This is a genomic window from Pseudomonas sp. MDT1-17, from assembly GCF_054898105.1.
The window spans coordinates 480168-504757 of record NZ_JBUBVM010000001.1; the positions used below are offsets into that span (position 1 = coordinate 480168).

At 56.6% G+C, this 24590-nt stretch carries 13 protein-coding genes, 2 tRNA genes, 4 rRNA genes and 1 pseudogene; 11 read left to right on the forward strand and 9 right to left on the reverse strand.

Annotated features, from left to right (window positions below; genetic code table 11):
* Nucleotides 1-13: 13 nt before the first annotated feature.
* Entirely contained in the window at nt 14-1135 is a 1122-nt protein-coding gene (locus ACYZTX_RS02125; protein ID WP_462032755.1) for a Re/Si-specific NAD(P)(+) transhydrogenase subunit alpha, read from the reverse strand.
* A gap of 435 nt (nt 1136-1570) precedes the next feature.
* The gene (locus tag ACYZTX_RS02130) at nt 1571-2470 is read right to left on the reverse strand and encodes a LysR family transcriptional regulator (protein ID WP_461979919.1); all 900 of its coding nucleotides are present in this window, start codon (nt 2468-2470) and stop codon (nt 1571-1573) included.
* A gap of 157 nt (nt 2471-2627) precedes the next feature.
* Between ACYZTX_RS02130 and ACYZTX_RS02135 the strand changes: the two genes are divergently transcribed.
* The 8 genes from ACYZTX_RS02135 (at nt 2628) to rrf (ACYZTX_RS02170) (ending at nt 11126) form a co-directional block, all read left to right on the forward strand.
* Complete coding sequence (locus ACYZTX_RS02135) at nt 2628-3809, forward strand: acyl-CoA dehydrogenase (protein WP_461975913.1); 1182 nt, start codon at nt 2628-2630, stop codon at nt 3807-3809.
* A gap of 13 nt (nt 3810-3822) precedes the next feature.
* A complete protein-coding gene (locus tag ACYZTX_RS02140; protein WP_462032756.1) occupies nt 3823-5043 on the forward strand; it encodes a CaiB/BaiF CoA transferase family protein in 1221 nt (406 codons plus the stop codon).
* A 641-nt stretch (nt 5044-5684) separates the two neighbouring features.
* Nucleotides 5685-7223 (forward strand): 16S ribosomal RNA (locus ACYZTX_RS02145).
* An 83-nt stretch (nt 7224-7306) separates the two neighbouring features.
* Nucleotides 7307-7383, forward strand: a tRNA-Ile gene (locus ACYZTX_RS02150).
* 30 nt (nt 7384-7413) lie between these two features.
* A tRNA-Ala gene (locus tag ACYZTX_RS02155) sits at nt 7414-7489 on the forward strand.
* A 251-nt stretch (nt 7490-7740) separates the two neighbouring features.
* Nucleotides 7741-10632: ribosomal RNA gene (locus tag ACYZTX_RS02160) — 23S ribosomal RNA — on the forward strand.
* A 155-nt stretch (nt 10633-10787) separates the two neighbouring features.
* Nucleotides 10788-10903 (forward strand): 5S ribosomal RNA (gene rrf / locus ACYZTX_RS02165).
* Nucleotides 10904-11010: 107 nt separating this feature from the next.
* Nucleotides 11011-11126 (forward strand): 5S ribosomal RNA (gene rrf, locus ACYZTX_RS02170).
* The 16S, 23S and 5S rRNA genes sit together here with 2 tRNA genes alongside, the layout of an rRNA operon.
* 437 nt (nt 11127-11563) lie before the next feature.
* On the opposite strand, the pseudogene ACYZTX_RS02175 reads toward rrf (ACYZTX_RS02170), so the two are convergent.
* Nucleotides 11564-11857: pseudogene (locus ACYZTX_RS02175) on the reverse strand (hypothetical protein); the annotation flags it as partial.
* Between the two features lie 353 nt (nt 11858-12210).
* Between ACYZTX_RS02175 and ACYZTX_RS02180 the strand changes: the two are divergent.
* Complete coding sequence (locus ACYZTX_RS02180; protein ID WP_462032757.1) at nt 12211-14091, forward strand: methyl-accepting chemotaxis protein; 1881 nt, start codon at nt 12211-12213, stop codon at nt 14089-14091.
* 56 nt (nt 14092-14147) lie between these two features.
* Here ACYZTX_RS02180 and ACYZTX_RS02185 read toward each other — a convergent pair whose 3' ends face one another.
* The 5 genes from ACYZTX_RS02185 to ACYZTX_RS02205 all read right to left on the reverse strand — a co-directional run bounded on the left by ACYZTX_RS02185 (nt 14148) and on the right by ACYZTX_RS02205 (nt 21170).
* Nucleotides 14148-14615, reverse strand: coding sequence for an SRPBCC family protein (locus ACYZTX_RS02185; protein WP_462032758.1), 468 nt, complete (start codon nt 14613-14615; stop codon nt 14148-14150).
* A 31-nt stretch (nt 14616-14646) separates the two neighbouring features.
* On the reverse strand, nt 14647-18063 hold the full coding sequence (locus ACYZTX_RS02190; protein WP_462032759.1) for an amino acid adenylation domain-containing protein: 3417 nt from the start codon (nt 18061-18063) through the stop codon (nt 14647-14649).
* Between the two features lie 13 nt (nt 18064-18076).
* Complete coding sequence (locus tag ACYZTX_RS02195) at nt 18077-19006, reverse strand: diiron oxygenase (RefSeq protein WP_462032760.1); 930 nt, start codon at nt 19004-19006, stop codon at nt 18077-18079.
* Nucleotides 19003-19779 carry a DUF3050 domain-containing protein gene (locus tag ACYZTX_RS02200; protein WP_462032761.1) on the reverse strand — a complete coding sequence of 259 codons (777 nt, stop codon included), beginning with the start codon at nt 19777-19779 and terminating at the stop codon, nt 19003-19005. The genes ACYZTX_RS02195 and ACYZTX_RS02200 overlap by 4 nt, the downstream gene beginning before the upstream one ends.
* Before the next feature lie 680 nt (nt 19780-20459).
* Nucleotides 20460-21170, reverse strand: coding sequence for a GntR family transcriptional regulator (locus tag ACYZTX_RS02205; RefSeq protein WP_462032762.1), 711 nt, complete (start codon nt 21168-21170; stop codon nt 20460-20462).
* 234 nt (nt 21171-21404) lie between these two features.
* On the opposite strand from ACYZTX_RS02205, the gene lapG reads away from it, so the two are divergent.
* Together lapG and lapD are read left to right on the forward strand one after the other, a co-directional pair.
* On the forward strand, nt 21405-22097 hold the full coding sequence (lapG, locus tag ACYZTX_RS02210; RefSeq protein ID WP_462032763.1) for a cysteine protease LapG: 693 nt from the start codon (nt 21405-21407) through the stop codon (nt 22095-22097).
* Nucleotides 22098-22111: 14 nt separating this feature from the next.
* Nucleotides 22112-24058: a cyclic di-GMP receptor LapD gene (gene lapD, locus ACYZTX_RS02215; protein ID WP_462032764.1), complete on the forward strand. Its 1947-nt coding sequence runs from the start codon at nt 22112-22114 to the stop codon at nt 24056-24058.
* 131 nt (nt 24059-24189) lie between these two features.
* Here the strand turns inward: lapD and ACYZTX_RS02220 are convergent, their stop codons facing one another.
* Entirely contained in the window at nt 24190-24528 is a 339-nt protein-coding gene (locus tag ACYZTX_RS02220; protein ID WP_462032765.1) for a tryptophan synthase subunit beta, read from the reverse strand.
* Between the last annotated feature and the right edge of the window lie 62 nt (nt 24529-24590).

Below are 24590 nucleotides of genomic sequence, written 5' to 3' on the forward strand. Positions count from 1 at the left end.
TCTGAATCCCTGCTTAGGCGTTTTTGCGGATGACTTGGCCGTCGCGGCATATCAGGCACGCGGCGACGATGTCGTCTTCGAGGTTGATCTCGAACTGGCCTTCTTTGTTGAAGACCAGCTTCAGGAAGTCCAGCAGGTTGCGCGCGTACAGTGCCGAAGCGTCTGCCGCGACGGCGCCGGCCAGGTTGGTCGGGCCGCAAATGGTCACGCCATTCTCGACGACGACCTGGTCAGCCACGGTCAGCGGGCAGTTACCACCCTGGGCTGCCGCGAGGTCGATGACCACCGAGCCCGGCTTCATCTGCGCCACGGTCTCCGCGCTCAACAGCGTCGGCGCCTTACGGCCCGGGATCAGTGCGGTAGTGATGACAATGTCAGCCTGCTTGGCGCGTTCGTGCACGGCCAGGGCCTGACGTTGCATCCAGCTGGCGGGCATCGGTCGAGCGTAACCGCCGACACCGACGGCGCATTCGCGCTCTTCATCGGTTTCGTACGGTACGTCGACGAACTTGGCGCCGAGGGACTCGATCTGCTCTTTTACCGCAGGACGCACGTCAGACGCTTCGATCACTGCACCCAGACGTTTCGCCGTAGCGATCGCCTGCAAACCAGCCACACCTGCGCCAAGAATCAGCACGCGCGCCGCTTTCACGGTACCCGCAGCGGTCATCAACATCGGCATGAAGCGAGGATAGTGGTGGGCAGCCAACAACACGGCTTTATAGCCGGCGATGTTGGCCTGGGAGGACAACACATCCAGGCTCTGAGCGCGGGAAGTGCGCGGCGCGGCTTCCAGCGCAAACGCGGTAATGCCGCACTCGGCCAGCTTGGCAATGGTTTCATTGCTGAACGGGTTGAGCATGCCCACCACAACGGTGCCGCTTTTTATCAGCGTCAGTTCGCTGTCGCTGGGGGCGACCACCTTGAGAATCAGCTCGGCACCAAACACATCGTTGGCGCTGCCAATCATTGCGCCTGCCGCTTCATAAGCACTGTCGACAACGCTGGCGTTAATGCCGGCGCCGCTTTGCACAGTGACCTTATGACCCTGGCCGATCAACTTCTTGATGGTTTCCGGGGTTGCAGCAACCCGTGTTTCACCCGTCTGGGTTTCGAGAGGAACACCAATGTGCACGTCAAATCTCCTGCGTGATCTTATTGAGTAAACCCAAGCACTTCGGATGGTGCAGTTGGGGCGGCCGATCAGCACGATCCCGCCAAATCAGGGCGGGGCGCGGCATTTTGCAGGCGAACTTAGTGCCCTTCAAGGGATTATGACGGGTGACGGAAAATTAACTACAAGTCACCCTGTGACCGAATGTCGCAACTAACCGGTCCAATCCCTTGCAGGACGTGCCTTGTAAGGGTTTTTGTAAAAAATTGAAGAATTTGCGCATCGGTCAGATGAATGAGTCGCTATCGCTTCCCAATAGAGGCTCAAGGCCACGTACTCAGGCGCTTTTAGGACGTTTGTACTGCTGCCGGTACAGTCTTCGAATATGCGACAAATACTTATATCTGTAGGGCTTTTATTTTGCTGACTACGGGGTCAGCTAATTGGGCTGAGCCTTTATCCTTCTAGGCTGTAGCTCTGTGCCTGATTGACCAGCCAATCGCGAAATGCCCTTAAAGAGGCCGATTCCACCTTTCGCTCAGGAATCATCAGGTAATACGCCTTGATGCTTGAAAGCGCCTGGGCGTTGGCAATGACCAAGCGCTTCTCGGCCAGTTCGCGTTGAATCAGGAACGGTGGAATCAGTGCTATTCCCATATCGTGCATGGCCGCTTGGGCGAGCATGGAGAATAGCTCGTAGCGCGGACCTGTCATGTCTCGCGGGATATTTAGGTTCTGAGAGTTGAACCACTGACGCCAGGCATAAGGGCGGGTGGTCTGCTGCAGCAGGGGCAATTCGGCGATTTCACTGGGGGTCAGATTAGTCTTCTTTCCCAGTAAGTCAGGGCTGCACACGGGCATCGGATTTTCACCCATCAGCCTGTGGGATTCGGTACCCGACCAGTCCGCGTCGCCAAAATAGATCGCTGCATCGAAGTCGGTGTCGGCAAACAGGAAAGGGCGTGTTCGGTTAGTAAGGTTGACCGTCACTTCCGGGTGCTTTTGCTGGAAGTCCTTGAGCCGTGGCAGCAGCCATTGAGTGCCGAAGGTCGGAACCACCGCTAGCTCGATCACGTTGGCGCCTTGCTGGCCCATCACGGACAACGTGTCCCGCTCAACCGCATCCAGTTGAGTGGCTACCCGTCGGCTGTAGGAAAGGCCGGCCTCCGTCAGCTTGACCCCACGTCGCGAGCGTCGGAACAGTTCTACGCTGAGGAACTCCTCAAGACTGGCGATCTGTCGGCAAATTGCGCCCTGAGTGAGCGAAAGCTCCTGGGCGGCCTTGGTAAAGCTTTCGTGGCGAGCTGCCGCTTCAAAGCTGATCAGGGCAGTTGTGCTGGGGATTTTCCTGCGCATGTACGTCAACCTCACTAATACATCGCATAAAAGCTACTTTGCGATGTTACGGAGTGAGAAATTAGCACAACAGTATGCAAAATCCTCGTTTGCCGTGACGCCGAACCCGGCCTAGGATCAGTCCACGTTATTTGACCCGATTCGAGAGGACACACTCATGGGCGGCAAAGCTAGCTTCAACTGGATCGATCCCCTGCTGTTGGATCAACAGCTCACCGAAGAAGAACGCATGATCCGCGACACCGCTGAGCAATTCGCCCAGCAGAAGCTCGCGCCGCGTGTTCTCGAAGCTTTCCGCCATGAAAAGACCGACCCGGCGATCTTCCGCGAGATGGGTGAGGTTGGCCTGCTGGGCGCGACCATTCCCGAGCAGTATGGTGGCAGCGGCCTGAACTACGTCAGCTACGGCCTGATCGCCCGTGAAGTCGAGCGTGTCGACTCCGGCTATCGCTCGATGATGAGTGTGCAGTCTTCGCTGGTCATGGTGCCGATCAATGAATTTGGTACCGAAGCCCAGAAACAGAAGTATCTGCCGAAACTGGCTTCAGGCGAATGGATTGGCTGCTTCGGTCTGACCGAACCTAACCACGGTTCCGACCCGGGCGCGATGATTACTCGTGCACGCAAAGTGGAAGGCGGCTACAGCCTGACTGGCAACAAGATGTGGATCACCAACAGCCCGATTGCCGACGTGTTCGTGGTCTGGGGTAAGGACGACGCTGGCGACATCCGTGGCTTCGTTCTGGAGAAGGGTTGGAAAGGCCTGAGTGCTCCTGTGATTCACGGCAAGGTTGGTCTGCGTGCATCCATCACCGGCGAGATCGTCATGGACAACGTGTTTGTCCCTGAAGAGAACATCTTCCCGGATGTCCGTGGTTTGAAAGGTCCTTTTACGTGCCTCAACTCGGCACGTTATGGCATTTCCTGGGGCGCGCTGGGTGCTGCCGAGTTCTGCTGGCACACCGCTCGCCAGTACACCCTGGATCGTCAGCAGTTCGGACGCCCACTGGCCGCCACTCAGCTGATCCAGAAGAAGCTGGCCGACATGCAAACCGAGATCACCATGGCGCTGCAAGGTTGCCTGCGTCTGGGTCGTATGAAAGACGAAGGTACTGCGGCTGTCGAGATCACTTCGATGATGAAGCGCAACTCCTGCGGCAAGTCCCTGGACATTGCTCGCATGGCGCGTGACATGCTGGGTGGTAACGGTATTTCCGATGAGTTTGGTGTTGCTCGCCATTTGGTCAACCTGGAAGTAGTGAATACCTATGAAGGTACGCATGACGTCCACGCGCTGATCCTCGGTCGTGCACAGACTGGCATCCAGGCGTTCTATTAATAGGAGAACAGCCATGGGCGCGCTTTCGCATCTACGGGTACTGGATTTATCGCGGGTGCTGGCCGGGCCCTGGGCCGGACAGATTCTTGGTGACCTCGGCGCCGAGGTGATCAAGGTCGAGCGCCCGGGCAATGGCGATGACACGCGCGCCTGGGGGCCTCCCTTCCTTAAAGACGCCTATGGCGAGAACACCAGCGAAGCCGCCTATTACTTGTCGGCCAATCGTAACAAGCAATCGGTCACCATCGACTTCACGCGCCCAGAGGGGCAAAGGCTGGTGCGTGAGTTGGCGGCCAAGTCGGACATCCTCATCGAGAACTTCAAGGTGGGTGGGCTGGCGGCTTATGGGTTGGACTATGAGTCGCTAAAGGCGATCAATCCGGATCTGATCTATTGCTCGATTACCGGGTTTGGCCAGACGGGCCCTTACGCCAAGCGCGCGGGTTATGACTTCATGATCCAGGGGCTTGGCGGTCTGATGAGCCTGACTGGGCGTCCCGAAGGCGACGAAGGCGCTGGCCCGGTAAAAGTCGGCGTGGCGCTGACGGACATCTTGACCGGTCTCTACTCGACGGTGGCTATCCTGGCGGCGCTGGCTCATCGGGATCATGACGGCGGCGGTCAGCATATTGATATGGCGCTGTTGGATGTTCAGGTGGCTTGTCTGGCTAACCAGGCAATGAATTACCTGACTACAGGTAATGCTCCGAAACGCCTGGGTAATGCTCATCCGAATATCGTGCCTTATCAGGACTTTCCTACGGCGGATGGAGACTTCATCCTCACCGTGGGCAATGACGGGCAGTTTCGCAAGTTTGCTGAAGTGGCTGGTCAGCCACAGTGGGCGGACGATCCACGCTTTGTGACCAACAAGCTGCGGGTGGCTAATCGTGCGGTGTTGATTCCGCTCATCCGCCAGGCGACGGTGTTCAAGACGACTGCTGAGTGGGTGCTGCAGCTTGAGCAGGCAGGCGTACCGTGTGGCCCGATCAATGATCTGGCGCAGGTGTTTGCCGATCCTCAGGTTAAGGCGCGTGGGTTGGCGATTGAGTTGCCTCATGTGTTGGCAGGGATGGTGCCGCAGGTGGCGAGTCCGATTCGTCTGTCCGACACGCCTGTGGAGTACCGCAATGCGCCTCCTTTATTGGGTGAGCACACACTGGACGTTCTGCAGCGAGTGTTGGGTCTGGATGCTGGGGCCGTGTCGGCTTTCAAAGAGGCTGGGGTGCTCTGATAATCCCTTCTATATAGAGGAAGTGGTTTTGCTCTCCTATATAGAGGGGAATGGGCCGATTTCCAGCTTTCTACAAGTGATTGATAGAAAAGTGTAATTAAGGGTTGACGGCAGATTCTGGAAGTCTATAATTCGCCCCACTTCCGGCGCAGTCGAAACGGAAAACTCCTTGGTAAACAATGAGTTACGCAGTTTTCGACAGCGAGTTGCTTCAGGTGATCGAAGCCCAGAAGGAGTTGAGAGAGCAGGGTTGTGTGGCTCTTTTAACGGTTCGATCTTCTCGGTCGAAAGCGGTGTAAAAGAGGTGTTGACAGCAGCGAGTAACGCTGTAGAATTCGCCTCCCGCTAACGAGAGATCGGAAGCGCAAGTGGTTGAAGTTGCAGAGGAAACTTTGAAAACTTCTTAAAATAACCGCTTGACAGTAACAGAGGCTGCTGTAGAATGCGCGCCTCGGCTGAGACGAAAGATCTTAACCAACCGCTCTTTAACAACTGAATCAAGCAATTCGTGTGGGTGCTTGTGGGGTCAGACTGATAGTCAACAAGATTATCAGCATCACAAGTTACTCCGCGAGAAATCAAAGATGTAACCAACGATTGCTGAGCCAAGTTTAGGGTTTCTTAAAAACCCAAAGATGTTTGAACTGAAGAGTTTGATCATGGCTCAGATTGAACGCTGGCGGCAGGCCTAACACATGCAAGTCGAGCGGCAGCACGGGTACTTGTACCTGGTGGCGAGCGGCGGACGGGTGAGTAATGCCTAGGAATCTGCCTGGTAGTGGGGGATAACGCTCGGAAACGGACGCTAATACCGCATACGTCCTACGGGAGAAAGCAGGGGACCTTCGGGCCTTGCGCTATCAGATGAGCCTAGGTCGGATTAGCTAGTTGGTGAGGTAATGGCTCACCAAGGCGACGATCCGTAACTGGTCTGAGAGGATGATCAGTCACACTGGAACTGAGACACGGTCCAGACTCCTACGGGAGGCAGCAGTGGGGAATATTGGACAATGGGCGAAAGCCTGATCCAGCCATGCCGCGTGTGTGAAGAAGGTCTTCGGATTGTAAAGCACTTTAAGTTGGGAGGAAGGGCAGTAAATTAATACTTTGCTGTTTTGACGTTACCGACAGAATAAGCACCGGCTAACTCTGTGCCAGCAGCCGCGGTAATACAGAGGGTGCAAGCGTTAATCGGAATTACTGGGCGTAAAGCGCGCGTAGGTGGTTCGTTAAGTTGGATGTGAAATCCCCGGGCTCAACCTGGGAACTGCATTCAAAACTGTCGAGCTAGAGTATGGTAGAGGGTGGTGGAATTTCCTGTGTAGCGGTGAAATGCGTAGATATAGGAAGGAACACCAGTGGCGAAGGCGACCACCTGGACTGATACTGACACTGAGGTGCGAAAGCGTGGGGAGCAAACAGGATTAGATACCCTGGTAGTCCACGCCGTAAACGATGTCAACTAGCCGTTGGGAGCCTTGAGCTCTTAGTGGCGCAGCTAACGCATTAAGTTGACCGCCTGGGGAGTACGGCCGCAAGGTTAAAACTCAAATGAATTGACGGGGGCCCGCACAAGCGGTGGAGCATGTGGTTTAATTCGAAGCAACGCGAAGAACCTTACCAGGCCTTGACATCCAATGAACTTTCCAGAGATGGATTGGTGCCTTCGGGAACATTGAGACAGGTGCTGCATGGCTGTCGTCAGCTCGTGTCGTGAGATGTTGGGTTAAGTCCCGTAACGAGCGCAACCCTTGTCCTTAGTTACCAGCACGTCATGGTGGGCACTCTAAGGAGACTGCCGGTGACAAACCGGAGGAAGGTGGGGATGACGTCAAGTCATCATGGCCCTTACGGCCTGGGCTACACACGTGCTACAATGGTCGGTACAGAGGGTTGCCAAGCCGCGAGGTGGAGCTAATCCCAGAAAACCGATCGTAGTCCGGATCGCAGTCTGCAACTCGACTGCGTGAAGTCGGAATCGCTAGTAATCGCGAATCAGAATGTCGCGGTGAATACGTTCCCGGGCCTTGTACACACCGCCCGTCACACCATGGGAGTGGGTTGCACCAGAAGTAGCTAGTCTAACCTTCGGGAGGACGGTTACCACGGTGTGATTCATGACTGGGGTGAAGTCGTAACAAGGTAGCCGTAGGGGAACCTGCGGCTGGATCACCTCCTTAATCGACGACATCAGCTGCTCCATAAGCTCCCACACGAATTGCTTGATTCATTGAAGAAGACGATATAGAAGCAGCCCGAAATTGGGTCTGTAGCTCAGTTGGTTAGAGCGCACCCCTGATAAGGGTGAGGTCGGCAGTTCGAATCTGCCCAGACCCACCAATTTTGTGTGGGAAACGCCTGTAGAAATACGGGGCCATAGCTCAGCTGGGAGAGCGCCTGCCTTGCACGCAGGAGGTCAACGGTTCGATCCCGTTTGGCTCCACCACTAACTGCTTCTGTTTGTTGAAAGCTTAGAAATGAGCATTCCATTGTGATGATGGTGAATGTTGATTTCTAGTCTTTGGCTAGATCGTTCTTTAAAAATTTGGGTATGTGATAGAAAGATAGACTGGACGTTACTTTCACTGGTAACGGATCAGGCTAAGGTAAAATTTGTGAGTTGCTCTTAATGAGTAAGAATGCGAATTTTCGGCGAATGTCGTCTTCACAGTATAACCAGATTGCTTGGGGTTATATGGTCAAGTGAAGAAGCGCATACGGTGGATGCCTTGGCAGTCAGAGGCGATGAAAGACGTGGTAGCCTGCGAAAAGCTTCGGGGAGTCGGCAAACAGACTTTGATCCGGAGATGTCTGAATGGGGGAACCCAGCCATCATAAGATGGTTATCTTAAGCTGAATACATAGGCTTAAGAGGCGAACCAGGGGAACTGAAACATCTAAGTACCCTGAGGAAAAGAAATCAACCGAGATTCCCTTAGTAGTGGCGAGCGAACGGGGACTAGCCCTTAAGTGGCTTTGAGATTAGCGGAACGTTCTGGAAAGTACGGCCATAGTGGGTGATAGCCCTGTACGCGAAAATCTCTTAGTCATGAAATCGAGTAGGACGGAGCACGAGAAACTTTGTCTGAATATGGGGGGACCATCCTCCAAGGCTAAATACTACTGACTGACCGATAGTGAACTAGTACCGTGAGGGAAAGGCGAAAAGAACCCCGGAGAGGGGAGTGAAATAGATCCTGAAACCGTATGCGTACAAGCAGTGGGAGCCCACTTTGTTGGGTGACTGCGTACCTTTTGTATAATGGGTCAGCGACTTATTTTCAGTGGCGAGCTTAACCGAATAGGGGAGGCGTAGCGAAAGCGAGTCTTAATAGGGCGTCTAGTCGCTGGGAATAGACCCGAAACCGGGCGATCTATCCATGGGCAGGTTGAAGGTTGGGTAACACTAACTGGAGGACCGAACCGACTACCGTTGAAAAGTTAGCGGATGACCTGTGGATCGGAGTGAAAGGCTAATCAAGCTCGGAGATAGCTGGTTCTCCTCGAAAGCTATTTAGGTAGCGCCTCATGTATCACTGTAGGGGGTAGAGCACTGTTTCGGCTAGGGGGTCATCCCGACTTACCAAACCGATGCAAACTCCGAATACCTACAAGTGCCGAGCATGGGAGACACACGGCGGGTGCTAACGTCCGTCGTGAAAAGGGAAACAACCCAGACCGTCAGCTAAGGTCCCAAAGTTATGGTTAAGTGGGAAACGATGTGGGAAGGCTTAGACAGCTAGGAGGTTGGCTTAGAAGCAGCCACCCTTTAAAGAAAGCGTAATAGCTCACTAGTCGAGTCGGCCTGCGCGGAAGATGTAACGGGGCTCAAACCATACACCGAAGCTACGGGTATCACTTAGGTGATGCGGTAGAGGAGCGTTCTGTAAGCCTGTGAAGGTGAGTTGAGAAGCTTGCTGGAGGTATCAGAAGTGCGAATGCTGACATGAGTAACGACAATGGGTGTGAAAAACACCCACGCCGAAAGACCAAGGTTTCCTGCGCAACGTTAATCGACGCAGGGTTAGTCGGTCCCTAAGGCGAGGCTGAAAAGCGTAGTCGATGGAAAACAGGTTAATATTCCTGTACTTCTGGTTATTGCGATGGAGGGACGGAGAAGGCTAGGCCAGCTTGGCGTTGGTTGTCCAAGTTTAAGGTGGTAGGCTGGAATCTTAGGTAAATCCGGGATTCTAAGGCCGAGAGCTGATGACGAGTTACCCTTTGGGTGACGAAGTGGTTGATGCCATGCTTCCAAGAAAAGCTTCTAAGCTTCAGGTAACCAGGAACCGTACCCCAAACCGACACAGGTGGTTGGGTAGAGAATACCAAGGCGCTTGAGAGAACTCGGGTGAAGGAACTAGGCAAAATGGCACCGTAACTTCGGGAGAAGGTGCGCCGGTGAGGGTGAAGCATTTACTGCGTAAGCCCATGCCGGTCGAAGATACCAGGCCGCTGCGACTGTTTATTAAAAACACAGCACTCTGCAAACACGAAAGTGGACGTATAGGGTGTGACGCCTGCCCGGTGCCGGAAGGTTAATTGATGGGGTTAGCTAACGCGAAGCTCTTGATCGAAGCCCCGGTAAACGGCGGCCGTAACTATAACGGTCCTAAGGTAGCGAAATTCCTTGTCGGGTAAGTTCCGACCTGCACGAATGGCGTAACGATGGCGGCGCTGTCTCCACCCGAGACTCAGTGAAATTGAAATCGCTGTGAAGATGCAGTGTATCCGCGGCTAGACGGAAAGACCCCGTGAACCTTTACTATAGCTTTGCACTGGACTTTGAATTTGCTTGTGTAGGATAGGTGGGAGGCTTTGAAGCGTGGACGCCAGTTCGCGTGGAGCCAACCTTGAAATACCACCCTGGCAACTTTGAGGTTCTAACTCAGGTCCGTTATCCGGATCGAGGACAGTGTATGGTGGGTAGTTTGACTGGGGCGGTCTCCTCCTAAAGAGTAACGGAGGAGTACGAAGGTGCGCTCAGACCGGTCGGAAATCGGTCGTAGAGTATAAAGGCAAAAGCGCGCTTGACTGCGAGACAGACACGTCGAGCAGGTACGAAAGTAGGTCTTAGTGATCCGGTGGTTCTGTATGGAAGGGCCATCGCTCAACGGATAAAAGGTACTCCGGGGATAACAGGCTGATACCGCCCAAGAGTTCATATCGACGGCGGTGTTTGGCACCTCGATGTCGGCTCATCACATCCTGGGGCTGAAGCCGGTCCCAAGGGTATGGCTGTTCGCCATTTAAAGTGGTACGCGAGCTGGGTTTAGAACGTCGTGAGACAGTTCGGTCCCTATCTGCCGTGGACGTTTGAGATTTGAGAGGGGCTGCTCCTAGTACGAGAGGACCGGAGTGGACGAACCTCTGGTGTTCCGGTTGTCACGCCAGTGGCATTGCCGGGTAGCTATGTTCGGAATAGATAACCGCTGAAAGCATCTAAGCGGGAAACTAGCCTCAAGATGAGATCTCACTGGGACCTTGAGTCCCCTGAAGGGCCGTCGAAGACTACGACGTTGATAGGTTGGGTGTGTAAGCGCTGTGAGGCGTTGAGCTAACCAATACTAATTGCCCGTGAGGCTTGACCATATAACACCCAAGCAATTTGTGAACTCGAAAGAGGCCAGATTGCGGTGTGTGAAGACGACACCAGTCGAAAATTCGCAAGGCAACACACAAATCTATCGCATACCCATTCGCTGGAGCGTGAACCTGAAAAGGCCCACGACCTGGCTACCGAATTTCTTGACGACCATAGAGCATTGGAACCACCTGATCCCATCCCGAACTCAGCAGTGAAACGATGCATCGCCGATGGTAGTGTGGGGTTTCCCCATGTGAGAGTAGGTCATCGTCAAGATTAAATTCCGAAACCCCTATCTGCGTATGCAGGTGGGGGTTTTGTTTTAGTAGAAGTCACCAGTTTTTCTGGCACGTTACCGCAGTAACGGGCTGGTCACAGAATTTCTTGACGACCATAGAGCATTGGAACCACCTGATCCCATCCCGAACTCAGCAGTGAAACGATGCATCGCCGATGGTAGTGTGGGGTTTCCCCATGTGAGAGTAGGTCATCGTCAAGATTGAATTCCGAAACCCCTGTCTGCTAACGCAGACAGGGGTTTTGTCGTTATGGGCTCGCTAAACGCTCAGTGACGCCATAGCTAAATCAGTGGAATGATCCCGCAAAAACGACAAAGCCAGCCCCTGGATTCAGGTGCTGGCTTCATTTTTTGAGGAGAACTTAGAATTGGTAGCTCACCGTGTGTAGCGATGGCTGCTGACCTCGCCGCCCTCTGCCGCTACGCCCAGTGTCGGCAATGCCTCGACACCCAGCGCCGTGGAGAACAGCACAGCGCGTACGGCGTAGCGCACGGCGCCTGAATCGGCGGCGAAATGAAGAGGGTCTTACTTGGTGGCGCACACAGTCATTGTAGGTTTCCATAGGAAGTCGCTGAAGTCAGCATTGAAGTGCTTACTGACAAAGCCGGACTTGCCCGTAAAACCCGCCAAAAATAATTCAGGCCTGTCGCTCCAGTGTCACCCACCAACGCGTGCGATAACGCAGTTGCACCGGCAGGGTTTGCGGCAGGATGGCCAGCAACGTGTCGGTATTCTCCAGGCGGAAAACACCGGACAGCCGCAAGTCGGCAATGTCCGCTGAGCACGTCAGATAGCCGTGGCGACTTTGCACCCGCAGCGGTCGGTCGAACGAAGATCCTTCGTCGATCCCGCCGCACGTCACGATGATCTCGCCGCGAGTCAATTTGATCAGCCGCAGCTGCGCGTTGTAATCCAGATCCACCGCGCCGGCTACTGTAAAGCGCCTGTACTGCAAACTCAGGTGAGGACTGGAGTGCGACAGCCCGAACGTCACAAATGATAATTGGTCGCATTGTTATCAAGGGTTATGGAGTTTGCAACTGCCGTACGAACGGTGTCCTTACAAAAACGCTGATCAGGCGCTCTAGCACGCCGTTCGGCGGGTATCTGACAGCAATGCCGATCATTTCGTACAAGCGCCTAAGATTTCTGCGGTTTGTGCCGACAGACTGATGAGACATGCGTGCACCAACGTAGAGCGGCCCCAGAGCACTGGCTGCGCTGTTACATGGAATGTTGCACTCCGTAACGCATCCCCACTTTTTGCATAAGAAGTCGCATGAAATGAATCTCAAATTCAGTCATAAAATCCTGCTGGCCGCCTCCGGCGTCGTGGTGCTGGCTTTTGCGTTGTTCACTTTGTACAACGACTATCTGCAGCGAAATACCATCCGTGAAAGCCTTGAATCGAGCGTCCAGCAAGCTGGCGATCTGACCGCCAGCAGCGTGCAGAACTGGATTAGCGGCCGTGTGCTGGTGTTGGAAAACCTCGCGCAGAATGTTGCACACCAAGGCGCCAATGCCGACCTCCCGGGGCTGGTCAATCAACCGGCCCTCACCTCGAACTTCCAGTTCACCTACGTGGGCCAGGCCAACGGCGTGTTCACTCAGCGCCCGGACGCGAAGATGCCTGACGGTTACGATCCGCGTCAGCGTCCCTGGTACAAACAAGCGGTGGCTGGGGACAAGACCATGCTGACTCCGCCTTACATGGCTGCCGTCGGTGGCCTGGTGGTGACCATCGCCCTGCCGGTGAAAAAGAACGGCGAGCTGCTCGGCGTGGTCGGTGGTGACCTGAGTCTGGAAACACTGGTGAAGATCATCAACTCGGTGGACTTCGGTGGCATCGGCCACGCGTTCCTGGTCAGCGCCGACGGTCAGGTGATCGTCAGTCCGGACAAAGACCAAGTGATGAAAAACCTGAAGGACATTTACCCGAACGCCGGCGTTCGCATCGAGAAGGGCAATCAGGACGTCACCCTGAACAAGCAGGACCGCATCCTCTCGTTCACCCCGGTGAGCGGTTTGCCGAATGCCGAGTGGTACATCGGTCTGTCGATCGACAAGGACAAGGCCTACGCGCCGCTCAGCCAGTTCCGCACTTCTGCGCTGATCGCAATGTTTATCGCCGTGACGGCCATTGCGGTGCTGCTGAGCTTGCTGATCAACGTGCTGATGCGTCCGCTGACCACCATGGGCCGGGCGATGCAGGACATCGCTCAGGGCGAAGGCGACCTGACCCGTCGCTTGGCCGTGGAAAGTAAAGACGAGTTCGGCGAGTTGGGAGGTTCGTTCAACCAGTTCGTGGAGCGAATTCACGCGTCGATTTGCGAAGTGTCGTCGGCCACCCGTCAGGTTCACGACCTGTCACAACGGGTAATGGCCTCGTCCAACGCCTCGATCGTCGGCTCGGACGAGCAAAGCGCCCGCACGAACAGTGTGGCCGCGGCGATCAACCAGTTGGGCGCCGCCACCCAGGAAATCGCCCGCAATGCCGCCGATGCTTCCCAGCACGCCAGCGGTGCGAGCGAGCAGGCCGATGACGGTCGGCAGGTGGTGGAGAAAACCATTCTGGCGATGACCGAGTTGTCGCAGAAAATCAGCCTGTCCTGCACTCAGATCGAAACTCTGAACGCCAGCACCGACAACATCGGGCACATTCTGGATGTGATCAAAGGCATCTCCCAGCAGACCAACTTGCTCGCGCTCAACGCGGCCATCGAAGCGGCCCGTGCCGGTGAAGCCGGTCGTGGTTTTGCGGTGGTGGCGGACGAGGTGCGTAACCTCGCTCACCGTACCCAGGAATCGGCGGAGGAGATCCACAAGATGATCACCTCGCTGCAGATCGGCTCTCGCGAAGCGGTGACCACCATGAACGCCAGTCAGGCCTCCAGCGAGCAGAGCGTTGAAGTGGCGAATCAGGCTGGCTTGCGTCTGGTCAGCGTGACCCAGCGCATCGGCGAAATCGACGGTATGAACCAGTCGGTGGCCGCGGCGACTGAAGAGCAGACGGCGGTCGTGGAAACCCTCAACGTCGACGTTAACCAGATCAACCTGCTGAACCAACAGAGCGTGGCCAACCTCAATGAAACGTTGAAGGATTGCGATGCGTTGTCGTTGCAGGCGAACCGGTTGAAGCAGTTGGTCGACAGCTTCAAAATCTGATCAAACGATGTAAAAGAGCCCGCTGTGGAGTGATCCGCAGCGGGCTTTCTTATGCCTTACGCAAACAGCTTCAGCACATTGTTCATCGAGTCATCGGCATAGCCCTGGACGAAATCCTTGAAACCCGGCAACGCCTCGGCACCGCCCTGTGCGGGTTCGGCGATGATGGTCCAGGTCGCCCGCGACTTACCCGCATCCAGCGGTTCAACACTCATTGCCGCCCACAAGTTGGCCACGCCCAAGGTGTTGTAAATCGTGGTCCACGTCATATTCAGTGCCTGGTCATCCCGTGAGTTGAGTTGCTCGACTACCAGGTTGCCGTCCTTAAAGAACTTCTTGCGCAGGGACGACACGCCTTCGCCGGTCATTTCAATGTGCGACAGCGCCGGAATGAATTGATCGAAGCCGGCAAAGTTGCCGACCACTGCCCAGACTTTCTTGGCATCGGCCGGCACTTCCACCGAGGACACCACGTGGCAGCCTTGAGGATTTTTGATCAGGGTGTCGGGTTGCTGAGTGCTCATGGTCTTGCTCCATTCTTGGGGTTGGGTTGAATCAGATGAAATTGATTTCTTTCAGGTAATCGCAGCCGCGCCGCAGCAGCGCCGGGGATTTTTCCGGGTAGTGCGCGCCCATCTGCCGGACGCCGGCCTGGGCGTTGTCGTGGCCGATCATCGAGATGTCGCCAATGTCTTCCTCGAAACCGTTGAGGTAGAAACCGAGCACGCCGAACAACGCATTGTCGCTGTCGACCCGACCCAATTGCTGTTGCCAGTCGGAGACGCTGACCATGGAAAACTCCCGGCCGGCTTCACGAAATGACGCGACGTAGTTGTCCCAGCTCAGAGGCTCGGGGTTGTGCAGGTTGAACACCGCTTTTTCGGGTGAATAACGGCTGGCATGGAAGGCGATGAACCGGGCCAGAAAGTCCACCGGCATCAGGTCGAAATTCAGCGTGAACTCCGGCACCTGGCCGAGCTGGATCGAGCCTTTGAGCATCAGCATCAAGCGATTTTTGTGAGGCTGGCAGACACCCGTGAGGCTGTTGAAACTGATGTTGCCGGGGCGATAAAGATTGACCCGTACGCCACGCTCGCGAGCGCGTTCGAGGATCCGTTCACCGACCCATTTGGACAAGTTGTAGCCGTTCTTGATGTAGATCGGTGGGGTCTGCGCGGCAGGCAATTCCAGCACCCGGCCATCGGCGGCAATCGTGCTGGAGGCCGAGAGCGTGGAGACAAAATTGAAGATCTTCTTGCTTCGCCCTTCGCACAACCGAAGGCACTCGAAAATCGGCTCGACGTTATCCCGCGCCAGCGACTCGTAATCGAGTACGTGATTGACGTTGGCGGCGTTGTGCACCAACGCGCCGAACTGCCGATCCAGTCGCTCGTAAACATCCGCTTCGAGTCCCAATAACGGACGAGTAATGTCCGCCGCGTAAACCCGCACTCGGCTCAGGTCCAGGTGGTCCAGGCGGTTTTCCCGCAACGCGTGAGCGAAGCGCTCGGCCGCCGATTGCCCACCGCCATCGCGCACCAGGCAGGCGACTTCGCTGGCGCCCCAGGCGAGCAATGCTTCGACGATGTGCACGCCGACAAAGCTATTGGCGCCGGTAACGATCACCTTGTGCACATCGCCCATGCGGTTGACTGGCAACGGCTGGATATCCAGCTCACGGAAGGCATCGGCCATGGCCTGCTCGCTCAGCACTTCTTCGGTGCCGGAGCCGCGCACCAAGGTCGCCAACTTGGCTATGGTCGGCAATTCGATGAAGCGGTTGATCGAGATGCTGCGACCGAACTCTTCGCGCAAACGCAAAAGCATGCGCGACAGCAGGATCGAGTGGCCGCCCAGGTTGAAGAAACTTTCGTCGGTAGAAATATCGCTGGCTGGCAGCTCCAGCAGCTCAGCCCAGATCTCCAACAACAGCGCCTCATCGACACTGGCGGGCAAGCGCCGCAAGGTGTTTTCGGACACATTCACGGGCATTGCCAGCAGCGCCTTGCGGTCGACTTTGCCGTTGCTGGCGAACGGCATGCTCGGCAGTTCGGTCCAGGCGGTGGGCTGCATGTAGTCCGGCAGAAACTGCATGGAGTGGGCTTTCAGCGCTTCGCGAGCGGTGCCGGGGTGATCTTCCTGAGGCTGTGCGAGGAAGGCCAGAATCCGTCGATGGCTGTCGATGACCACCGCGACCTGGCGGTACAACTGACTGTCGCGCAAGCAGCGTTCGATCTCTTCCGGCTCGACCCGAAAGCCACGAATCTTCACCTGATTGTCACGCCGTCCGCAGAGCTCGATGCCGTCGCTGGTCCACTTCGCCATGTCGCCGGTGCGGTAGGCGCGCAGGCTTCGGCCATTCGGCAGGCTCAGGTTCAGATAACGTTCGGCCGTCTGCTGCGGATTGTTCAAATACCCCAGGCACACGCCCGGCCCGACGATGTACAACTCACCGACCGTCTGTTCGGCCACCGGTTGAAAATCCTCATCGAGAATCAGCACCTGACTGTTAGCGATTGGCGCGCCGAGGGTGCGGTTGCTGTCGCCGGTGCGCAGTTGCCGCGCGGTAATCAATACTGTCGCTTCGGTAGGGCCATAAAGGTTGTAGAGGTTGCCCTGACGGGTGAGCTGCTCGATGACATAGGGTTCGCAGACATCGCCGCCGGTCATCACGTGATCGAGGCATTGCAATTGATCCAGCGGCAGGATGCTCAACAACGCCGGCGGCAAAAAGGCGTGGCTCAGATGCTGATGGCGGATCAGTTCAACCAGTTGCAACGGGTCGCGACGTTGATCGTCGCCGGGCACGATCAGTTCGGCACCCTGGAGCAGGGTCGGGAAAATATCGATCAGCGACGAGTCGAAACTCAATGACGAAAATTGCAGCACCCGACTCTGCTCGGTCAGCTGCACGTAGTCGGCGTACCACGCGGTGAAATGGGCGAGGTTGGCCTGGCTGAGCAACACACCTTTGGGATGGCCGGTGGTGCCCGAGGTGTAGAGCGCCATGCATGGCGCGTCCAGATCGGGTCGTTGACGCATCAAGGGTTGATCGAGATCCACGTCATCGATGTCGATGCGGCTGATGTCGAGTCCCGGCATTTGGGCCGCGAGCGGATGCTCACCGTCATGCAGTAGCAACACGGCCCCGGCGTTTTCCAGGATGTATTGCTGGCGTTGCAGGGGATGGCTCGGCTCCAGCGGCAAATACACCGCACCACTGCCGAGAATCGCCAGAATCCCCGCATACAACGCGCTGCATTTTGGCAGGCAGATCCCGACCACCAATGGCCCTTGATGCCGAGTGAGTAACGGCAGCAATCGCTGCTGGATCGCGCGGCTGTGGGCGTGCAATTGCCGATAGCTCAGGGACGTGCCGGCAATGTTCAGCGCGGGTCGTTCGGCACACTGGATGAAGCGCTGCTCAAGGCGCTCAATCAGCGGGATTTGGCAGAGCTCCAGCAGCGCGGGTGCCGCCGTGATATTGAGCCGATGGAAAAACGCGAGACTCTCCAAATAAAGCAGGTTTTCCACGTGCTCGAAACGAGCGGGAGCCGCAGCGTCGGCCAGCAGAAAATAGTCGGCGTCGCGAGAGTAACGGCTGACCAGCAGCGCCACGTGATTGACCAGTTCCTCCACTGCTCGCAGGCGCAATGCCTGGCCGTTACCCGAAAGTTCGTCGGTGATCGGCACGCGAGTGAACAGCGTCGAACCGTACGTGCACAGCAAGTCCAGCGGCGGCAGGCCAGAAACTCCAGGCTCACCGATACCCAGTTGCAGCGTCAGTCGCGGCGCATCGCCGACGTCTTGAACAGGCAGGCTGGCGTCGTCGATCAGCAAATCAGCGTTACCCAACGGCTGCTTGTCGACGGCAGTCAGGCGCACCAAAGAATGACCGTGTTGTTCAAGTTCCAGCGCCAGGTCGGTCAGGGCCTGGCTTTGTCCAATGAGCAGAATGTCGAGACGTCTCATGATGGGCTCCTCGTTAAACCAGGTAATCGCTGAGGGCGTCTTGCACGCACGGCGAATCGAGCAGCGAACTGCTGCGAAAAAACCGCACGATGTTGGCGACCAGCGGGTGATGGCGATTGATCGGGAAGGCAAGCCCAGACACTTCGCTCTTGAGTGCCTGGCGCGCGGCATCGCTGATCGTCAAGGACTCGATCAACCGAAAGTCGAACGACTTCTGGATGTCGTTGGTCAGGTAATGGCCGATGAACACTGGCAAAATCTGCGCGATGTTCTGGCGGTCGTCTTCGCTCGCGGTGTGCCAGTAGATGCGCACCAGCCGCGCCCAGAACCCGGAGTGGCGACCTTCGTCGAGCAAGTGGTCGGCCATCAGGCCCTTGATCGACTGCTTGACCGTGTCGTCCTTGGCGAACGCCGCGACATCGCCGGTCACGGTGTTCTCGGCGATGGCCACGCAGATCAATTCCACGGCGCTGCGCAGGTGATCCGGGGCGAGCGCCACGGCCGCTGGAATGGCTCGGCTGAGTTCGATTTCATCCGGCAGTTCGATGGGTGTGATGCCGGTCATGGCGACGGTCTGTTGCATGAAATCCATTGCCACGAGTGCGTGGTAATCCTCGTCCACCACCACGGTCATGGCGTCGTAGCGGCAGGCGAACGGGAAGGCCACAGCGAAGCGATTCTTGGCGATGCTGCGGGCAGTCTTGTCGACGATTTCGGTTTCGAAGATCACCACGTCGTTGATGAATTTGTAGAGTGTCTGCACCAGTGCAAAGTCGCGCTGCTCCGGGCATTCGCGCAGGAAGGTTTCGCTCAGCACCAACGGTTGACGGCTCAACGGGTAGATAAGCTTGTCGTCGTTCTCCAGCACGCGCCGGGGGCGGGTACGGATGGTCGCGCGGCTTTCCCAGGCATCGGCGAAGGATTGGTAGTCGGCGGCGTTCATGCGATCACCTCAGGCACTGGTTCGCTCATGCTCAGGCGCAGGCCGTCCCACAAGGCGATGCGGCTTTCCACAGCAGCGATGGCGCTGGCGTAGACGTCTTCTTCGCGTTGCGGATCGCCATCGACCAGACGGGCGAGAAGTCTTTCCGCCGCCGGGCCGTGGTCTTCGGAGTCGACTTCGATGTGGCGCTCAAGGTAGTAACGAAAGGTCGGCGCTTGATCGAGGCCAATGCCCCAATCATCGAGGATCCGCTGGAACATCTGCGGAATCACACTTTCCCGGCCATGCAGGAACACCGCCGCAACACTATGACCAGGCGCATGCAGCGCGGTGTGCAAGGTATGGCGCACGAACTGGGCAGCGGCCGGGTCGATGTCCACGCTTTGCAGCGCCACGTCATAGCTCACCCCTTCCTTTTGCAGCGTCACGAAGCGCTCGACTGCAACCGTGCTGGCACCGACTTCGCGCATCGCATCCAGGTACAACTCGAAATGGCTGTAGTGACCGTGAGCCGGACGATCATCGGACTCTTCACCCAGCACGATCTCGTTTATCAAGCGCGCTGCCTGTGGATCTCGCGGTGGCAGCCAGGGCAACTGAACGCAGGTCAGTTCTTGCTGCAGGCGTTTGGTCAGCGACATGAAATCCCATACCGCAAACACATGGGTTTCCATGAAACGTTGCAATACCGACAGTGAGTTGATTTCGGAAAAGATCGGATGAGCGCTAAGTTCTGCTTTCTTCTGGTTGAGACGGTCTTTAGTCGGTTTCATGGGCGAGCCTATAAGTGAACTGGAAATGCCATGGGGGGTTGATAAATAAGTGATAGTTGGTTTTTTAGTTTCTGTTGGCGAGCGGAGGCCTCAAGCGAATTGATATAAGTAAATTGCGATAAGTCGTTAAGTGACGGTCTGGCGCCTGTATTCAAGGCGGCGGAGAAAAAACTAATACAGTAATAAAGTGCCGGGCAAGTTATTTTTTAACTATTTGAAAGTTTAACTTTCTTGCGCGTGACACGTTCCAATAAAACTTTTAGTTTGAGTTTTATTTGGATGTAGTTGCTCCTTCCGGCTTATGTAACCCAGAATTAAAATGAAGAGTGAATGCCTCACTCGAAGCAACTTTCTAACTGAATCGTTGAAGTGATTTGAGGGGACGGAAGTTGACTGGGATCAACGCCGGTTCTTCCTTTCCCGTGGCAAGACTCCTTCCGTAGGTTCTTGGTGCGGGGACTGCTCCGCTCGCGCGATGCGTCGCCCGTTCATTATTCGTTGACTTGCCAAGAGTGAGCGTAATTCAAGGCAGCCGCTATCACCGACGTATCATCTGATCGGGGCAAATATTGATCTTCAGAGGGGTAAATCGAGGGCAGGGCGTTGGAGAGGGGCGCAGCGCAGTCGCGACAAGCGAAAACGAGCAGTTCGATCTGCTCGCTCAGGCTTGCCTTCGTTTTTTACCGGGAGGTTTTTTTGTTCAGCGCTTCGGGGCTGTTGAGGTACCGTGTGATGACCTCGACGCCTCGGTTGAGGTGATGTTCGAGCAACTTCACCGAGCGTTCGACGTCCCGGTCTTCGACGGCTCGCAAAAGCGCCCGGTGATCTTCCTGGGACAGTTTGCCCAGGCCCATGGCTTCCAGGTTGAAGCGCAGGAAGCGTTCCTCTTCGTTCAACCCGTCTTCCACCAGCCCCAACAGCCGCCGGTTCGGCGCCTTGCAGTACAGCGACATGTGGAAGAGCCGGTTGAGACGGCCGATCTCGGTGTAGTTGTGTTCCGTTTCCATGTCGTCGATATGACGGGCAGCCTGTTCGAGGTCTTCCTTCTCAAGCAACGGAATCGACAGGCGCAGCGCTTCGGATTCCAGCAGGATCCGCAGTGCATAGGTTTCCACGGCATCGCCCTGGATCAGCGGTGCGACCACTGCTCCTTTATGGGCGACTACATTAAGCAGCGCCTGGGCTTCGAGCTGGCGCAAGGCTTCGCGCACCGGCATGCGGCTGACACCGAAAAGATCGGCCAAATCTTGCTGACGCAGGGCGGTGCCGCAGGGAATGCGGCCGTCGAGAATGGCCGAACGCAGGGTTTCTTCGATCACCGAGCGTGCCAGATGAGCCGGTATCGGCCCGTTGACCTTGATGCTGTTCAGAGGATTGGGCTTCTGTGTCACAACAACGCACCCTGTTTGACTGAAATAAATTTGGATCCAAGAGGACACTAGTGACTGCCTGACAGCTTGTCAAACGTACACAATGTCGCAGCCTGGCGTGGCCACGATGTTTTCAATGACACCTGCCATACAAAGCTTAGCGCGCCACCGGTGATCTCACCGTGCCATTGTCTTTTACCGGGCTAACCTGCACCATCAAACGCTTTCCCACCTGCCTGACCTGGATGCCTCGCATTGGCGGTACGTTTCGCGATCCCTCGGACTTTGCGCTGGCTGTGCTGCGCGCTGCTGCTGGCCGGCGTTATGCTGGGCGGGCTGCATGCCGATTGGGATTTTTCGCTGATCAGCCGTCGCGCGCAGACATTGTACGGGCCGTTGGGCGAAGGGCAGCAACGTATTGATGCCTGGCAGTACTTATTGGCGACGCAAAAGCAGGTCAACGAGCTCGAACAGCTTAAAGTGGTCAACCAATTCTTCAACAAGCAGATGCGCTATGAGGAAGACATCGACCTGTGGCACGAGGTCGATTATTGGGAAACGCCCATCGAGGCCCTGTGGAAGGGCGCCGGCGATTGCGAAGATTACGCGATCGCCAAGTATTTCAGCCTGCGCCATCTCGGCGTTTCCAGTGACAAGCTGCGCATCACGTACGTCAAGGCGTTGCGCCTGAATCGGGCGCACATGGTGTTGACCTACTACTCAAGCGCCGAAGCCATGCCGCTGGTACTCGACAGCTTGATCGACGCGATCAAACCGGCCAGCCAACGAACCGATTTGCTGCCGGTCTACTCTTTTAATGCCGAAGGGTTGTGGTTGCCGGGCGCCAAGGGCAACAAGAAAGTCGGTGACACCAAACGCCTGTCTCGTTGGCAGGATGTGCTGAAAAAAATGCAGGCCGAAGGTTTCCCGGTCGAGACGACTAACTAGGAGCACACGCTCAGATGTCTTTGTTCAAACAGCTGTTGATCGCTATCTGTCTGTTTCTGGTGATCGCCTTCACCGGAAGCTTCGTGGTCAGCCTGGAAAGCTCGCGCACCCAGTACGTCAACCAGTTGCGCTCCCACGCCCAGGACGCCGCGACGGCATTGGCACTGTCCCTGACACCGAACATCGACGACCCGGCGATGGTCGAGTTGCTGGTCAGTTCGATCTTCGATAGCGGTTATTACGCGAGCATCCGCGTGGTCGATCTCAAGACGGATCAGACCATCGTCGAGCGCAGCGGCATTCCAGCGGTGAACAATGTGCCGGACTGGTTCGTCAAAATGATCGGGCTGGAAGCGGCCGGTGGTGATGCCCTTGTCAGTCGTGGCTGGGAGCAGGCGGCGCGGGTTGAGGTGGTCAGCCATCCGATGTTCGCGTTGGCCAAACTCTGGCAGAGCGCGCTCGGCAGTCTTGGATGGTTGCTGATCTGCGGTGCGGTGAGTGCGGTGCTGGGCGCGCTGTTGTTGCGCCGGCAACTGAAGCCGCTGGATTACATGGTCAAGCAATCCCACGCCATCGCTCGCCGCGAATTCCTCAGCCTGCCGGAACTGCCGCGTACACCCGAACTGCGCCGCGTGGTGCAGGCCATGAATCAGATGGTCGAGAAGCTCAAGGCGTTGTTTCAGGAGCAGGCCATGCGGAGTGAAAAACTGCGCGTCGAATCCTATCAGGACAACCTGACAGGCCTGGCTAACCGTCGCTATTTCGAAATGCAGTTGAACGCCCGGGTGAGCAATCCGGAGCAGGCGAGTTCCGGTTATCTGCTGTTGTTGCGGGTCAAGGACCTGGCCGGATTGAACCAGCGGTTGGGCGGTCAACGCACCGACCAGTTGTTGATTGCGGTGGGTGAGCAACTGTCCCGCGAGTGTGCCAAGTACCCGGAAACCCTGAACCTCGTGACGCGGATTCGCGGCGGCGAGTTCGCCGTGCTGGCGCCGGGGCTGGTGCGCGAAGAAGCGCTGCAACTGGCGCAGAACCTCGACAGTGCCTTGGCGAGTCTGCATGCGACGGGCGCGACTGACGTAGCCTCAGTGGCCTCTATCGGGCTGGCACCGTTTGTTCATGGCGACTCACCTCAAGCGGTGTTGGGGTTGGGCGATCAGGCGTTGGCTCAGGCTGAAGGGCAGGGCGAACAGAGCTGGGCGTGCCTCGATCACAGCGCCTCGGCCAGCGTCGGGGATGACCATCACGCCTGGCACAACTTGCTGGATCAGGCGTTGGATCAGCAGCGTTTCGAACTGTATTTCCAGTCGGTGGTAGCCGCCCAGGACACGCAACTGGTGCTGCATTACAAGGTGCTGTCGCGTCTGATCGACGACGAGGGCCAGACCATTCCTGCCGGGCGCTTCCTGCCGTGGCTCGAGCGCTTTGGCTGGACAGCGCGGTTGGACCGGTTGATGTTGGAGCTGGTGCTTGAGCAGATGGCCGGTCATGAAGAATCGCTGGCGCTGAACCTGTCCTCAGCGACGTTGGCCGATCCGCAGGCGTTGAACAAAGTCTTCGAAATCCTGCGTCAGCATTCGAATCTCGGGGAGCGATTGACCCTGGAAATCGGCGAGGAGCAGCTGCCGGATCAAGCCATGCTGGAGGAACTGACGCGACGTCTGCACGAACTCGGGTTCTCCCTGAGCCTGCAACGCTTTGGCGGGCGCTTCAGCATGATCGGCAACCTGGCGCGGCTTGGATTGGCGTACCTGAAGATCGACGGCAGTTACATCCGGGCGATTGATCAGGAGAGTGACAAGCGATTGTTCATCGAGGCGATTCAGCGGGCGGCGCACAGCATTGATCTGCCGTTGATTGCCGAGCGGGTCGAGACGGAAGGGGAGTTGATGGTGATTCGTGAGATGGGGCTTTATGGGGTTCAGGGGCAGTTGTTTGGTGAGCCGAAGCCTTGGCAGTAAGGCTTTATAGCTGAGTCGTCAGTCAGTCCGCCTTCGCGGGCAAGCCCGCTCCCACAAGGGCAATGCGTAAACCTGTGGGAGCGGGCTTGCCCGCGAAGGCGTCAGTACCGACAACATCGAAGGTTGGGGCCTTAGATCAACCCCGTCTCATCATCATCGATCAATTGGCTCAACCCACCCAACGCCTCACGGGCCTGGTTCCGGTCCATCAGCTTGGCCTGGGCGGCGGCCGGCAGGTCGGTGACGCGGATCACGCCTTTGCTGGTCAACACCTGGATCAAGTCGTCGAGTACCCGGATCATTTCCAGGTCGCTCTGCTTGAGCTGTTTGAGGCTGGTTTCCATCACTTCGTTGGCATACCAGGACTGGATTTCATGGTGGTCGGCCGCCAGCGTTTCCGTGGCCTCGGCGTAGGCCGCGGCTTCCACGCGCACTAACTGGCCTTGCGCATCGCGTTGCACGTAGAACATTGAGCATCCCTCGAAAATGGACCAGCGTCATGCTGTCAGCAGCATAGGTCAACTGGGCGCGA